Source organism: Vibrio sp. T20 (assembly GCF_007858795.1).
GTDB classification, from domain to species: Bacteria; Pseudomonadota; Gammaproteobacteria; order Enterobacterales; family Vibrionaceae; genus Vibrio; species Vibrio satsumensis.
Genome location: NZ_VFEB01000210.1, coordinates 1 through 287 on the forward strand (window position 1 = coordinate 1; position 287 = coordinate 287).

Below are 287 nucleotides of genomic sequence, written 5' to 3' on the forward strand. Positions count from 1 at the left end.
TCTGCCAATTACTAATTGGCGAAGAGCTTAAAGCCAGCGAGAAGCTTGAATGTTTAAGAACTCTGGTCAATAAGTTAGAGAACGAAATTGATCAATTAATAAAGATATTTTCTGATTCAGAACCTGATGAACTCTACGACACCTTACAAGCAGTAAAAAGTATCGCCGCAGAGTTTCAAATGTCGGAGGTTTTTGAGCTATCAATCTCCGCTGAAGAAATCACCGAACAACATATGATGCCCGAGGCTGAGCTACTTCAACAACTCATTAATAGGCTAATGGTCAAT

1 pseudogene is annotated in these 287 nt (G+C 39.0%); it reads left to right on the forward strand.

Annotated features, from left to right (window positions below):
* Positions 1–287: pseudogene (locus FTW16_RS21435) on the forward strand (hybrid sensor histidine kinase/response regulator); the annotation flags it as partial.